11 protein-coding genes are annotated in these 13,638 nt (G+C 46.5%); 7 read left to right on the forward strand and 4 right to left on the reverse strand.

All coding sequences use genetic code 11. The features are described 5' to 3' along the window. Positions 1–118: 118 nt before the first annotated feature. From A4V09_RS10615 to A4V09_RS10625, 3 genes are all read right to left on the reverse strand, one after another. On the reverse strand, positions 119–2,974 hold the full coding sequence (locus A4V09_RS10615) for an ATP-binding protein (RefSeq protein ID WP_084043533.1): 2,856 nt from the start codon (positions 2,972–2,974) through the stop codon (positions 119–121). A 10-nt stretch (positions 2,975–2,984) separates the two neighbouring features. Next, entirely contained in the window at positions 2,985–3,980 is a 996-nt protein-coding gene (locus tag A4V09_RS10620; RefSeq protein ID WP_065542328.1) for a 4Fe-4S binding protein, read from the reverse strand. Positions 3,981–4,177: 197 nt separating this feature from the next. Beyond that, a complete protein-coding gene (locus A4V09_RS10625) occupies positions 4,178–5,728 on the reverse strand; it encodes an alanine/glycine:cation symporter family protein (RefSeq protein WP_065542329.1) in 1,551 nt (516 codons plus the stop codon). A gap of 438 nt (positions 5,729–6,166) precedes the next feature. Between A4V09_RS10625 and A4V09_RS10630 the strand changes: the two genes are divergently transcribed. Then, the gene (locus A4V09_RS10630) at positions 6,167–6,475 is read left to right on the forward strand and encodes a hypothetical protein (RefSeq protein WP_065542330.1); all 309 of its coding nucleotides are present in this window, start codon (positions 6,167–6,169) and stop codon (positions 6,473–6,475) included. Between the two features lie 64 nt (positions 6,476–6,539). Here A4V09_RS10630 and A4V09_RS24385 read toward each other — a convergent pair whose 3' ends face one another. Further along, a complete protein-coding gene (locus A4V09_RS24385; RefSeq protein WP_157123492.1) occupies positions 6,540–6,737 on the reverse strand; it encodes a hypothetical protein in 198 nt (65 codons plus the stop codon). A gap of 439 nt (positions 6,738–7,176) precedes the next feature. On the opposite strand from A4V09_RS24385, the gene A4V09_RS10640 reads away from it, so the two are divergent. The 6 genes from A4V09_RS10640 to A4V09_RS10665 all read left to right on the forward strand — a co-directional run bounded on the left by A4V09_RS10640 (position 7,177) and on the right by A4V09_RS10665 (position 13,461). Further along, positions 7,177–8,721 carry an ABC-F family ATP-binding cassette domain-containing protein gene (locus tag A4V09_RS10640; RefSeq protein ID WP_065544727.1) on the forward strand — a complete coding sequence of 515 codons (1,545 nt, stop codon included), beginning with the start codon at positions 7,177–7,179 and terminating at the stop codon, positions 8,719–8,721. Positions 8,722–9,052: 331 nt separating this feature from the next. Next, on the forward strand, positions 9,053–9,772 hold the full coding sequence (locus tag A4V09_RS10645) for a lantibiotic protection ABC transporter ATP-binding protein (protein ID WP_065542332.1): 720 nt from the start codon (positions 9,053–9,055) through the stop codon (positions 9,770–9,772). Beyond that, positions 9,753–10,523, forward strand: a complete 771-nt coding sequence (locus A4V09_RS10650; RefSeq protein ID WP_065542333.1) for a lantibiotic immunity ABC transporter MutE/EpiE family permease subunit — start codon at positions 9,753–9,755, stop codon at positions 10,521–10,523. Before A4V09_RS10645 ends, A4V09_RS10650 begins: the two co-directional genes overlap by 20 nt. Next, positions 10,520–11,299, forward strand: coding sequence for a lantibiotic immunity ABC transporter MutG family permease subunit (locus A4V09_RS10655; RefSeq protein ID WP_065542334.1), 780 nt, complete (start codon positions 10,520–10,522; stop codon positions 11,297–11,299). Before A4V09_RS10650 ends, A4V09_RS10655 begins: the two co-directional genes overlap by 4 nt. Positions 11,300–11,322: 23 nt before the next feature. Beyond that, positions 11,323–12,015 carry a response regulator transcription factor gene (locus A4V09_RS10660; RefSeq protein WP_065542335.1) on the forward strand — a complete coding sequence of 231 codons (693 nt, stop codon included), beginning with the start codon at positions 11,323–11,325 and terminating at the stop codon, positions 12,013–12,015. Positions 12,016–12,033: 18 nt separating this feature from the next. Continuing rightward, on the forward strand, positions 12,034–13,461 hold the full coding sequence (locus tag A4V09_RS10665; protein WP_065542336.1) for a HAMP domain-containing sensor histidine kinase: 1,428 nt from the start codon (positions 12,034–12,036) through the stop codon (positions 13,459–13,461). The last annotated feature ends 177 nt before the right edge of the window (positions 13,462–13,638 follow it).

The raw sequence follows: 13,638 nt of genomic DNA on the forward strand, positions 1-13,638 counted from the left end.
TATTTGTACCAGCAATTCGTCGGAAAACCGTCTGCTGTCCAATACTATTTTCAAAAATCTGCCGATTTCCTGCTTTTTATAAAAAAACAGATACGGAGATCTCTCACCGCATCTGTCCCTAATTTTCCATCATTTTCAGTTCTTCCCATAAAAAACTACTGTCTAATTTCTTAGCTGTCCGGTCCGCAAGCTCCCGGCAGCGTTTTCCCTCTTCCGGTCTGCCTTCCGCCTCTGCGATCAGCGCGCAGCACAGATCCGTCTTGGCCTCCCCCCACAGGGAACCGGCCTGCATAAAACAGGAACGTGCTTTCTCGGCAAATGCATTTGCCCCCTTCAAATCTCCCATCCGGCACAGCACAAGACTCATATCTGAGTAGAATACCCCCGCCTCACCGGATACCATATATTTCTCTCCGATTTCCACTGCTCTTTTTAAACAGCCGCTGGCCATATCCCACTTCTTTTGCCTGATATAACAGATTCCCATATGGTGATGGCAGGCTGACAACTCTCTTCTGTAATGCTCAGTTCTGTCATCTGCATGGTCAAGGCGTTTTACTGCCTCCATAAAAAGCTTCTCTGCCTGCTGATACTCTCCGTCTTTCATCATACAGATGCCCAGATACCGTATCAGCATACACTCCTCCTCCAGATGATGATGGGTACAGTCCCTCATAAAAGCCATGCAGGTTTCGATCACATTTTGCATAAACGCATTCTGGCCTGTCAGGTCTCCGTATAAAATAAGCTGCAGGTAATTGTAAAAAATATAATTCCTGTCTGAGATCTCCTTTGCCAGTTCCAGGCTCTTCTCAATGTATTTTTTTCCTCTGTGGCAGTCCCTGACAAACATCTCATAACGCCCGAGAAGATATTCCACACGCATGCGTATGGGCGTCATCCGGGAATCCGTCTCCTGCAGGAGCCTGATCTCCTCCGCCAGCTCCACAAGCTCGTCTTCCTTTGCCAAAAAGCCGTCGATATTACCGCTGAATACCGCTTTCCTTGCTAACATAGGATAAAAGTCATAGGAAATCCTGTAGAACGCCTCCAAATACTCCACTTTGTACCAATACATTTTATACCGGTCCCCACACTGTTCATAGTGATGGATGACCAGGGAACAGGTCCCCAGATTCCTATGGCGCTGGTACTCCTGTTCATAATACCTGGCAATGTAATTATGGTATATATCCTTTTTTTCTTTTGGCAGGCAGCTGTATACATATTCGCGGATGATCTGATGGCGGAACCCATAGTGTACTTCACCGCTCACCAGTTTTTCATAAAGGATCTTTTTATCCAGCAGAGGCTCCAATATCTGCAGAAGCTGCAGTTCCTCCATACCCAGGATCTGATTGATCTCCCCTTTGGTCACAGGCAGGGAGAAAATGGACACAATATCCAGCATGACCCTTTCCCGTCTGGAGAGGCTTAACAGGCGGCTCTGGATAACATTTGACATTCTGTCCGTAAATGCAGCGCCGTTCTCTTTTCGCTCATACAGCCGCAGGGATTCCATAAAAAACAGGGGATTTCCCTGGGTCTTTTTATAAATCTGTTCCACAAGCCGCGGATTGTCCAAAATACCTGCATCGGTTTCCTCAATAACCTGCCTGGCTTCCTCCAGGGTAAATGGCTTTAACTCAATTTCTTTCAGGATTCCCCTTCCGATCAGAGGGATCTTGAAGCTTTTAATGTCATCGCCGTCATCCTCCCTGCTGGCAGCCACCACAAGCATCTGCCCCTGCCCCATGCGGAACAGCAGATTACTCATAAGCCGCATACTCATGGAATCCATCCACTGAATATCATCAATAAAAAGCAGGATCTTTCTGTCACGGAAATACTTTGTCAGGTATCGGAAGACCGACTCTGTCAGTATTTCAAAACGGGTCATAAAAAACTGTACATCCGAAGCGTTCTGCCGCAGCAGAATATCTGTGGGGGACTCCACATCCAATCCGTTTTTCTTACAGTATTCATCCACCTTTGCCATGATCCCATGCCACGGCATCAGATATAGATCTTTCTCCGTCTCACAGCAGGCCCAGGTAAACATCAGATAATCCGAGTCCTCCACCATTCTCCCGATCTGTTCCAGGAGCATACTCTTCCCCACGCCCGGTTCCCCTGTAATAAGAAAAGAACGATACCGCCTTTCCATATCCCCGTCCCTTGTGCCGATACGGGAATAGATGTCATAGAGAATATCCGTTCTTCCGAAAAAATATTCTCCCCTCTCCTTGGGCCGGCGTTTCAGCCTGTTCTTCATATCCGATATTTTCTCGTAAAGCTTCTGTGTCTCCTCCTCAGGCGTCTCCTCCACTTCTTTCTCCAGAAAGGTTTTCAGGGACTGGAAGATTTCCATAGCGGAAAGATATCTTCCCGCCTCCGCCAGTTTTTTCATGATAATGCGGTATAGTTCCTCGTCAAGCACCTCGTTCTGTATGAGGATCCTGCCGCTCTCTTCCAGAAATTCTAGCCCATGTCCAATCTTCTGCCCCATAATTTTAAGCTGCAGTGCCTTTATGTAGCTTCGTTTCCGCTCAGACCTTTCCCCTTCTGCCCAAGCTTCAAACTCATAACAATTCTTCACAAAGAAAAACTGGAGAAATTCCCCTTTCCAGCTTTCCAGCAGGTTTTCCCTTGTAATATGTTCAATGTCTATATCTATATCCCTTTGCCGGTTCAGAACGATCAACGTGTTGCCTTCAACGGTGAGAATGTCCTGTCCCAGCACTTTTCTGATATTATAGACAGCGTCCCGCAGATTCTTCCTGGCAATGGATTCACTGCTTTCTGCCCACAAAACGCTGATTGCCTGGCTTCTGGATATCTGGCTATTCACACACAAATAATAAAACAGGCCTTCCACCTTCTGATAGGGAAAAGAAACCTTTTCCCCAAAAAGCAGTACACCCGGCCGTCCCATAAGCTGAACTTCTATGTCATGAGAATATCTTCTATCCATGTTTTCACCTTTACCTATTTTCTGTAAGATTACTTCCCGGTTCTGTCACTCTTTTCTTTAACGAAATTGCGCCTTTGGGACAGTTTGCAGAACAGATGGTACAGCCCCAGCATTTCTCAGGATCGAACTTCACCTTACCTGCCTGGTCCTTGTAGAAGGCCTCGAAATTACAGATTTTCGTACATTTCCCGCACCGGACACAGAGATTTTCATCCCACAAAGTCTCGTAGTGTGAGGTTGGATAATGAAGCCTGGTTCCCAGTATCCTGGCCATTTTGGTGGGATAACAGTAAACACCGTCACAGTTGCACAGCACATTATTTTCCCCTGACTGCATAAGCCCTTTTTTATTGATCCGGCGGATCAGTTTTTTCGTCTCCTCCAGCGTGAGGATGGTTCCAAGTTTCCTGTCATACGGCGTGTTTGGTCCTTTTTCCAGCTTGTTTATACACACATTCACAGGCTTTTCGGTACATCTGCCCATGGCTTTGCAGTTGCAGGGCAGAATTATAAGCGCCTCCCCCAGTGTGTCCATCATATCAAAGGACTCCTGCAGGGTCAAATACTGGGTCTGGTGCATGGGCACATCTTTGCCGGCAGCTATGGCAAGGGCTGCCTGGGCTGTGCGGTCCATGTATACTTTCAAATCCCATTCATTTAAGCTGTCCACTGTCTCCTGAGAAAATTCCGCATAGGCTTCCGGTTCATACTGGGCAAAATACGGATAGCGGGAATAGAAATCTGTCATTCTGTAACACATTTCTCCACTGCAGCCACCCTCACATTTTTCCAGCACATTTCTCTGGTAGCTTTCAAAAAGAAGGCACTCTGCATCCGCATTTCCCCATTCTTCAAGCAGACGGCATATTTCCCGGCCGGGTATGGGATCTCTTCCGAAGCTGACGGCAAGCGCAGCCTCATACTCACGGTACATGGGCAGTGCCGCCTCATAAAACGCTTCCGGCACTTCCCATATCTCCATTGCTTTTCTGTAAATTTCCTTCATACCTATCCCCCGATTCCTGTTTTTCCCGTAAATACAGTTATCGAAAGCGTAGCGCTTTATTGTCGAAAAAATGTCGGATGGCTTCGGGATGATATTACTATTCTAACTGAAATTTGTTTTAGTGTCCACTGTATCCCATGCCGGAGAATAGAAAAGACCGAAGAAAAACAAGAATGTCTCTCTCCGGCCCTGTCTTGCTAATTTTTATTTTTGTTCTCTGCTTTCTTATCCCAATACTGGCAGTCATCCCTGCCGATAACCTTTGAAGTAAAGGGTGTGCCGTCATGCTTCTTATAATGCCTGGTTGCCCGGAATACATATCTGGCCCCAACATATACAATGGGAACATTGAAATACACGATCAGGATATTTCCCAGATCCGAGAACGCCCACAGATTGCCCAGTTCCAGCCCTGCAATATTGCAGAGGATTCCGAATGCCGCCACAAAAAGCGCAACACAGCGCACAGTATTGATGCAGATTTTATCTTTCCTGATCCTGTTCGCCGCTATTTCAGAAAAACTGATCATTCCAATCAGACAGGTAAACGCGAACAGACAGAAACACAATGTCACAAGAAAAGTCATCACAGCGTTCATAGCCGTTCCCGGTGTCAGCACTGCAATGGATCCCGTGAATTTCGGAAGCTTGTCAAGGGCTGCCCAGGTGTCCGCCCCTGCTCCTGTCCAGCAGTGAGCCATAACGACTACAAATCCGGTCAGGGTACAGATGACAATGGTGTCCAGAAAAACACCGATGGAGGCGATCATACCCTGCTCGCAGGGATGTTTTGCGTCCGCTGCTGCCGCTGACATAGTGATGGTACCCTGCCCTGCCTCATTGGACATAAGCCCGCGCTTCACACCCTGGGCCAGAACAGTTCCGAATACTCCGCCGAAAAATGCATCCGGCTTGAAAGCGCCGGTAAATACAGCCCGGAAGAAATAAGGAATGGTCTTAAAGTTCATCACAACCAGGAGCAGCACCACTACAATATATAATACAGCCATGACCGGCACCATTTTGTCGGTCCATTTTGTCACTTTTCTGATACCGCCGAAGGCAATGACAGCCGTCAGGATAATAATGCCCGCGCCTACCAAATAGTAAAATACAGAATCTGTCTGAATCGTGGAACTTGTCACGATCTCCGCCATACGCCCAACAGAGGACACCACATTGAACCCCTGGGCCGGAAGGCAGCAGAGCGCGTAAAGTATATACAGCACTGACAGAAAGATACCCACCCAGACTTTATTCCCCAGCAGTTTTCTTCCATAGAAAGGCAGGCCCCCCACAAACTCTTCTTCTTTTTTCTCCTTGAAGATCTGTGCCAGCACACCCTCCATATAGGCTACTGCCATTCCGAAAAAGGCGGATACCCACATCCAGAACAGCGCTCCCGGCCCGCCCACAGCGATAGCTCCGGTCACACCTATAATGTTGCCCGGTCCCACACGCATGGCCGAACTGAGGAAAAATGCCGCCAGCGGTGATATGCCTGTCTCCACGGAACGTTTCTCTGTCAGAATTTTGATCGCCTTTTTAAAATGTGTCACCTGCATAAATCCCAGCTTAAAACTAAAAAAAATCCCGGACCCTAAAAGCAGGATTATGGCGAACGAAAAACTGCCCAGAATGGGAATGTCCGCATACCACGCAAAATTCGTGGGAAAGTCCCACAAAAAATCAGACAGTGGTCCGATAAACCCGAAAACACTGTTGATCCCTTCAAATACAGCTTCCATACTTTACCCTCCTAAGTTATCAGCACTGCAGAAGCCCTGTTCCACATGCAGGGAAATACCTTTCTGTCAGACGCAGAAGATCTGTTGTTACTACAAGTATATGGTATATTTTTTGCCATGTAAACGTCCTTGCTGTTCATTATGTTGCATATGGTGCTGAATATTTATTAAAAATCGCTTCGCGATGGGCTGGATGCCTGCTGCCACTACTTTTTCATACGGTCAGCGCAGTAAATGCGCAGACCTGTCTGAACTGTTACGCTTATGTCTCAGCTTCTTTATGACCATTTTCCGCTTCATTGACAATCCGGCTTAGGCATTGTACAATATTCATATATGAACAGGAAAATATGTACCTATATGATGAATATATAATAAATAATAACAGACACCTTTCAAATTGTAAAATTATTTCCACAAAACCGGAGGTGACTATCCATGAAAACATCAAAAAAAATTGCTTGTACAGCCACCATTTTTACTATGTTCGTACTTGGCTGTTCAACTGCCAAACCCGGACAGCCGGAGGAATTCATACCTCTTTCTGAATATAATGAAAAATATTCTGACCATACAAAAGAATCTGTCCCCCTGTCGGAGTACAACGAAAAATATTCCGGTCAGGATAAGGATTCCGTACCTGCCGCAGAATACAAGGAAACGTATTCCAATCCGGAACAGGAGTTTATCCCAATTCAGGAATACAATAAAAAAATGGCTGAATATAAAAAGGGATCAAATAATTAAATTTGACAAACGGTCAGGCTTATGCTATAGTGACCGCATTAACAGTAAGGAGCTTCCATATGGGTTATAATTCAACAAACCAACCAAAACCAGTTGCCAAAACTATCTCTGTACGATCCACACCGATGAAACATTGTACAGAGTATGGCATATGATATACGCTATAGATTTCATCGGGAGATAAAATAATAAAACGGAATAAAAAGTATGGCTCGGCGGACTCATGCGCCGAAGCGCGGCTGCTTGCAGTTATCTTACCCATAGGTGATCCTGCCCGGAGATCTTTTCTGCTGCACAGGGAAGTTCAAAGCGCCTGCCGTGCCGGTGCTTCTATACGACAGGGGAAGTCTGCAAAACGTGCTTTCCGCTTATTTGCCGTACTCAGAAATACGCTGATATCCTCTTCCCTTTTATTGTTTATTTTCCCGTGACTATTTTGTGTAAAAGGCTATGGACAATGTTTTGTCTGTAGCCTTTTGCTGTTATACCGGGATATGACTGCGGCTTTTTACGGACGGTTTTTACTGTGACCAGCCTGCACACAGCAGAAGGCAGATACATCTGAAATGTATCACTGTCTTCTGCTTTTTTTGTGTAAATAATACTGCTCATGAAAAATGATTGGGAAGGCAGATATCCTGCATCAATACACCGGTTACAAAAATTTTAATACAACAAAAAAGAAAGGATCTGTAAAAATCATGAGTTTACTGGAAATCACCGGCCTTACCCATTCCTTTGGCGAAGGCCAGCTTTTTAAAAACGCAGAACTGACACTCAATAAAGGAGAGCATATAGGAATCGTAGGCCCAAACGGAGCCGGAAAAAGCACTCTGATCAAAATCTGCACGGAACAGGTCATCCCCGACACGGGCCGCGTTGCCTGGCACCCGCAGACTACGATCGGATATCTGGACCAATATGCACAGCTCGATTCCAACATAACTATGGAGGAATTCCTACGCTCTGCTTTTCGTTCCCTCTATCTTCTGGAAGAAAAGATGAACCGCCTCTATGAAGAGGCTGCATCAAGGAATATGGAAGCCCTGAAGTCCGCAGCCGGCTGCCAGGAAGAGCTTGAGATACAGGGCTTTTATACCATAGACACCCGCATAGAACAGGTAGTCTCCGGCCTCGGCCTGCGCGCTCTCGGGCTTTCCTGCCCGGTGTCAAAGATGAGCGGCGGACAGCGGGCCAAAGTCATTCTGGCAAAACTGCTGCTGGAAAAGCCTGATGTCCTTCTTCTGGATGAGCCCACCAATTTCCTGGACAAAGAGCATGTAGCCTGGCTGGCGGATTATCTCTCCACCCTGGAAAATGCCTTTCTCACCGTATCACACGATTTTGATTTCCTGGAAAAAATAGCGAACCGGATTTGTGATATTGACAACAACAGGATCACAAAATACTACGGCACCTACTCTGAATTTCTAAAGAAAAAGACTCTGCTAAGGGAAGATTACATCCGTCAGTATTCCGCACAGCAAAAAGAGATCAAAAAGACAGAGGAATTCATAAGGAAGAATATGGCAGGCCGGAAAACCAGAATGGCACGGGGCAGACAGAAACAACTGGACAGGATGGACAAAATGGAAGCTCTTAATGTAAGAGAGTTAAAACCATATTTTCGCTTTGCCGTCCTTCCTCTGACTGCCACAGAACCTCTGTCTGTCCGCCGCCTGTCCGTGGGATACCACTATCCCCTTTTATCTGACCTGGACTTTTCCGTTACCGGAGGGCAGAAAGTGGTCATAACAGGATTTAACGGTATCGGAAAATCCACGCTGCTTAAAACCCTGCTCGGACAGATTCCCGCACAAAACGGCAGTTATTCTTTCTCCCAGCAGGTAAAAATAGGATATTTTGAACAGGACCTGCATTGGCCGGACAATCTATTAACCCCTGTTCAGATCGTGTCGGACGCCTATCCTGACCTGACTGTGAAGGAGATACGGAAGCGCCTATCCCTCTGCGGCATCACCAGCAAACATGCTGCCCGGGCCATCGGGACACTGAGCGGAGGCGAACAAGCCAAGGTTAAGTTGTGTCTGCTCACCCTCACCCCATGCAATTTCCTCATCCTGGATGAACCCACAAATCATCTGGATCTTCAGGCAAAAGCCTCTCTGAAGACTGCCCTTTCGGACTTTCCCGGCAGCATACTTCTCGTTTCCCATGAGGAGGGCTTCTACAGCGGGCTGGTCCATAAGACTATAGATATTGAAAAAATCATAAAGAAGAAGTAACCTCTGTCTGAACCACAAGCATTCGGATTTTGAGAATAATTCAGCCTATGAGGATGTGGCTGCCACTCTGCTGCAGTTTATCCGGAAACGGCATCTAAAGCCTCTTCTTTTTCCGGAAAAAGAAGCTTTCCTGGATTTTATCGGGTACACACGGCCTTTGACCTCTTTTCTGGTACTGCTTTCTGAGGACCGTATCCCTGATGATATCCCATTGCTCCTATGACACAAAAGAGAAATACACATAATCTATTAAGCGTTATAAAAACGTTATTTTTTCATGCTATGATCCTTCTTGTAACAGGAAATACCACATTACAGGAAAGGAAAACACATGAAAGATTTAATCCTTGAAACCAAAAACTTATCCAAACAGTATGGCAGCCAAATGGCAGTCCGCAGCGTTTCCCTGCAGATTGAACGGGGCAGTATCTACGGACTTCTTGGCCCCAACGGTGCCGGAAAATCCACAACGCTGAAAATGCTGGTGGGGCTTCTCCGCCCCACAGGCGGACAGATTTTTATAGACGGCTCTCCCTGGAAACGGGAATCCCTTTCCAAGATCGGTTCCCTGATCGAATCCCCTGCCCTATATGGAAATCTCACTGCCGAAGAAAATCTTCTGGTACACACAAAACTCTTACATATTCCAACGGAAAAAATCCATGAAGTCCTGAAAACCGTCAATCTAAAAGACACCGGCAAAAAGCGGACCTCCCAGTTTTCCATGGGCATGAAGCAGCGGCTTGGGCTTGCATGCGCACTTCTAAACGACCCAGAGCTTTTGATCCTGGATGAGCCTGCCAACGGGCTTGACCCTTTCGGTATCCAGGAACTGCGGGAGCTGATCACGTCTTTTTCCGAAAAGGGAATCACCGTGATCATCTCCAGCCATATTTTATCAGAAGTGGCCCAGATCGCAGATACGGTGGGGATATTAAGCGGCGGAGAGCTTTTGTATCAGGGAACACCTGACTCCGGTGAAAATCTGGAGAACTTTTTTACGGACGTTATACGCAAAGGAGGAAAAAGAAATGCATGGTCTGCAATCTGAGCTTCTGAAATATAAAAGAACATTTATGGGAAAACTGATCCTTTTTATTCCTGTTTTCTTTGCTGTATACGCACTGGTCACTCAGGTATCCCTCATGAACAATCCTCAGTCTGAGAACAGTTCCTGGAAGTGGCAGAGCCTTTTAGCCCTTATTTTTAACTGGTGGCCTTTTGTATTCCTTCCCCTGGGATTTGCGCTGTTTGCCGCTCTGGCGGCTGCTCAGGAGAAAAAATCCGGCAATTACCGTTCTCTCCGAACCCGTGATATCTCAGCTAAGGCACTCTGGATCAATAAAATTGCAGCCATAGCCATCTATAGTCTGCTTTCCACTCTGGTCTTAATGGCTGCTGCAGTCACAGCGGGTTTGACAACAAAGGCGGGAACCATACCTTTCGGTGAGATTCTTGCAGCCGGCATTGTCTGCTGGCTCTCTTCTCTTGCATTGATACCGATTCAGTTATGGGCTGCAGAATGGAAAGGTTTGTTCCTGAGTATGGGAATCGGATTTGCAGGCATGATCGCCGGGATTCTTGCCGCACCATCCTCCTTTTGGTTTGCAGTCCCCTGGAGCCTGGCTACCAGGCTGATGTGCCCTATAATACATATCCACCCCAACGGTGTCCTCCTGGAAGCAGGTGATCCTCTTTTAGACCCTTCTGTGATTCCTGTGGGGCTTGTTGTATCTTTGACCGTATCTCTTGTATTTACTGTGCTTTCCTCGGTGTGGTTTGCCGGAAAGGAGGAACAATGATAGTTTTTTTACGGTCAGAATGGCTCCGGACAAAACGGACAGCCATTCGTTTCCTGACTTTGTGTATGCCTGTCCTTTTTTCCCTCTGTGCAGCCGCCTACCTTACCACCCATCCGGGGATCACACGGGCTTTTGCCTTTGAAGGTTTTTTTACGATCTGGACGGTATTCATCATTCCCGTGGGGGTAGGCGTCTTTGCAGGATTTCTTGTTCATGAGGAAGAACTTGCCGGGAATTTTAACGGTTTTTTAGGCACCGGTATTTCCCGTTTTAAATTATATCTGGGAAAGTTTTTTCTCCTGTTGTTTTGTCTTGCCGCATGCACACTCCTGGCCGTACTGACCCTATGCATCAGTACGAATCTGGTCCTTCCTGACGGTGCTTCTTACATGCTGTTCCTGACTGCTGCCGTACTGGTGATCCTGGGGACACTTCCCCTTCTGGCACTTCATTTGTGGATAAGCTTTGCATGGGGCATGGGTGCCTCTGTGGGTATCAGCATGGGAGGCCTCTTAATGGCTGCAATCCTTGGTCTTACCGGCCTTGGCTCCAAAATCTGGCCTGTGATCCCCTGGACATGGCCGGTAAAATTAGGAATGCTTCCAGGTGCTCTTTTGTTAAAAGAAAGTGGTTCTGCCAATGCCTCAGATATTTCCTTTGGCGTACAGCATACCGCTGCTTTGGGACTTTTGGCAGTCACAGTGGGAACCGTTCTCTTTCTGGCCGGAGGTATGATTTGGTTTAACTTATGGGAGGGAAGGAAAAACTATGAATAAGCAAAAAAGAAAGGAATGACACATTGAGCAAAATATTGATCATTGACGACGAGACAGACCTGGTCATGCTGCTGGAAGACGAACTGTGCGCCAAGGGCCACCAGGTACTGACCGCCTATAATGGGAAGGACGGTATTGAGCTTTCTAAAAAACAGCCGGATCTGATCATACTGGACATTATGATGCCTGAAACAGACGGGTTTGAGGTCTGCAGGGCAATCCGGGATGATGTGCTGTGCCCCATAATTTTTCTGAGCGCAAAACAGTCGGAAACGGATAAAGTCCGGGGACTGAGCCTGGGCGGCGATGATTATGTGACGAAACCCTTCGGGCTTCGGGAACTGATGGCACGAATTGAAGCAAATCTGCGGAGAGAAAAAAGGTCACAATATATCAATACAGAACAGAAACGTTCTAAATTATATTATGGAAAGCTCTGCATGAACCTGAAAGAACGGACGGTCAAAATCGAAGACATGAATATTGACTTGACCAGGCGGGAATACGACATTGTAGAACTCCTGGCGCTTCACGCGGGTCAGGTCTTTTCAAGAGAGCAGATTTATGAAAAGGTCTGGGGCTATGATTCCGAAGGAGACTCTGTCACTGTTGTTGAGCGTATTAAAAATATAAGGGCAAAATTCGCCGCTGTAACACCGGATACAGATTACATCTTAACGGTCTGGGGAATCGGTTACAAATGGAATAAAACGTGAAAAGGCAGGCATGATATTATGAAAAAGCAATCCCTTGCAGCCCAGTTCAGGCATACCTTTATTTATATCATAACAGCCAGCATAGGTGCCACGCTCCTAACCTATGCACTGGCTGTTATGCTGTTTCTGTACGCTGTAGACAGAGACATTCTGCCCGCAAATCATTACCTGCAGCAGATTCCTGACATTGCTGCATATATTCAGGAAAAAAATATGGCGCTACTGTCCGATCAAGGGGAAGAAAATCTGAAAAAAGCCATTCAGGGTGACCAGATGCTCTATCAGACGGTGGACGCTTACGGCAATATCCTGTACGGCACTTATACCGAAAAACCATTTACAACAACAGAGGAGTTATTTGACAGCTTTTCCGGCACAACGGTCCTGCGGCAGGGTTATTACATTCATACCGTGCTCCTCACGGATACATCAGGTTCCCCTGCAGGTGCCGTACTTCTTTTCTATCAGATAAAGCCCACCTTTGCCAATGACAGGGGACGTGTGATCTTTGCCGTGATCATTGTGTCTTTGTTCTCCCCATTTCTTTATATTACCGGTTTTACACTGCTGTTTTCAAAAATATTTGCCGGAAATATCAATAAACCGCTGCAGCTTTTAATTGAAGCATCCGGCAAAATAAAAGAAAAAGACCTGGATTTTGATATCAGTTATTCCTCAGACAATGAGCTTGGCAGACTCTGCAGTGCTTTTTCGGAAATGAAAGAGGCGCTGAAAGAATCATTGTCCGCTCAATGGGAGATGGAACAGGAACGGATTTGGATGGTAGAATCCCTGGCACACGATCTGAAATCTCCTCTTTCTATCATACTGGGGTACACGGATTCTCTGCTTGAAAATCCCCCTGACAGTAAAGAAAAACTATGCAGATATCTCAAAGTCATAAGAAATAATACGAAAAAAAGCGCTGACCTTGTTATGCAGATGCAGTATACTTCTGACCTGGAAAATTCCTATATACAACCGGAATCCTCCCCGGTAAACTTGGAAGCATTTCTGACTCAGAAAATACATGACTATGATCTGCCGGCCCGCCAAAAAGGAATTGCACTGATGCTGCACATACATGACAATGTCCCCCCTGTGATCCGGACCGACACAGATAAATTAGCCCGGATCCTTGATAATATCATATCCAACAGCCTGCAGTATACCCCGCCAGACGGCAGGATCCATATTTCCGTAAAGGCTGATAAAGACCATATCTTCTATACGGTCTGTGATACAGGGACAGGCTTCAGTCCGGCTGACTTGAAAAAGGCGGCAGATAAATTCTACCGGGGTGACAAAGCCAGGCAGACAAAAGGCGGCCATTCGGGCCTTGGTCTATACATTGCCGGGCAACTGGCCGAACAGCTTGGAGGCTCTCTCAAAATCGAAAACTCGAAATCCGGCGGGGCATGTGTCACCTTCCTGCACAGCATTTGACCTACAGAAATCCCAATCGAGTAGGAGGCTAGTCATCAAGTGACTAGCCGACCTCTCACACCACTTATCCCGACTTTATTGTTATCCTGAATCGCTTCAGTAATGCCTATCAATTGCCGATTCAAATAAGAAAAAGTCGGGATAATCTTTTATGCTGATCCATATAACTTTTTAAGC

The sequence above is a fragment of the Blautia pseudococcoides genome, from assembly GCF_001689125.2.
Taxonomy (GTDB): Bacteria; Bacillota; Clostridia; order Lachnospirales; family Lachnospiraceae; genus Blautia; species Blautia pseudococcoides.

Bases quoted from the DNA above. Each gene is read 5' to 3' on its own strand.
- A4V09_RS24385 (WP_157123492.1), bottom strand. From the start codon at position 6,737: ATGGGTAAGATAACTGCAAGCAGCCGCGCTTCGGCGCATGAGTCCGCC.
- A4V09_RS10665 (WP_065542336.1), top strand. From the start codon at position 12,034: ATGAAAAAGCAATCCCTTGCAGCCCAGTTCAGGCATACCTTTATTTAT.
- A4V09_RS10655 (WP_065542334.1), top strand. From the start codon at position 10,520: ATGATAGTTTTTTTACGGTCAGAATGGCTCCGGACAAAACGGACAGCC.
- A4V09_RS10645 (WP_065542332.1), top strand. From the start codon at position 9,053: ATGAAAGATTTAATCCTTGAAACCAAAAACTTATCCAAACAGTATGGC.
- A4V09_RS10650 (WP_065542333.1), top strand. From the start codon at position 9,753: ATGCATGGTCTGCAATCTGAGCTTCTGAAATATAAAAGAACATTTATG.
- A4V09_RS10625 (WP_065542329.1), bottom strand. From the start codon at position 5,728: ATGGAAGCTGTATTTGAAGGGATCAACAGTGTTTTCGGGTTTATCGGA.
- A4V09_RS10640 (WP_065544727.1), top strand. From the start codon at position 7,177: ATGAGTTTACTGGAAATCACCGGCCTTACCCATTCCTTTGGCGAAGGC.
- A4V09_RS10630 (WP_065542330.1), top strand. From the start codon at position 6,167: ATGAAAACATCAAAAAAAATTGCTTGTACAGCCACCATTTTTACTATG.
- A4V09_RS10615 (WP_084043533.1), bottom strand. From the start codon at position 2,974: ATGGATAGAAGATATTCTCATGACATAGAAGTTCAGCTTATGGGACGG.
- A4V09_RS10620 (WP_065542328.1), bottom strand. From the start codon at position 3,980: ATGAAGGAAATTTACAGAAAAGCAATGGAGATATGGGAAGTGCCGGAA.